We start from the raw sequence: 392 nt of genomic DNA, 5'->3' as shown, positions 1-392 counted from the left end.
TTGCCAGGTGGCGGTGTACTTCTGGGTGCCTTCGTCGGTGAAGTCGATCTTCACGGCGGTGCCGTCGGTCTTGTAGGGGTGGCCGCCGGCCTGCCAGATGAGGCTGGTGGTGGCGCCGGCGTCGCCGGTGTCGTTGGTGATGAAGATCTTGGGGTCGGCCTTGTGGAGGGTGCGGGCGGCCTGCACGTACTCGTCCCAGGTGGTCGGCACCTTGATGCCGTGCTTGTCGAAGACCTTCTTGTTGTAGAAGAAGGCCATCGGGCCGGAGTCCATGGGCAGGGCGTGGATGGCCCTGTCCTGGTGGACGGCGTTCCAGGGGCCGGGGGTGAAGCTGGTGGCGTGCTTGGTCGCTCCGTAGGGGGCGAGGTCCTCGACGGACTTGCCGATGGTGA

The 392-nt window shown here is 66.1% G+C and carries 1 protein-coding gene; it reads right to left on the bottom strand.

The window, feature by feature from the left end; all coding sequences use genetic code 11:
- Nucleotides 1-392, bottom strand: a 392-nt coding sequence (locus OO54_RS41015; protein ID WP_033212895.1) for an ABC transporter substrate-binding protein, incomplete at both ends; no start/stop codon positions are given.

This window comes from Streptomyces wedmorensis (genome assembly GCF_000716445.1).
Taxonomy (GTDB): Bacteria; Actinomycetota; Actinomycetes; order Streptomycetales; family Streptomycetaceae; genus Streptomyces; species Streptomyces wedmorensis.
Note: the sequence above shows the minus strand (reverse complement) of the source record. Positions and strands in the feature narration are given on the sequence as shown.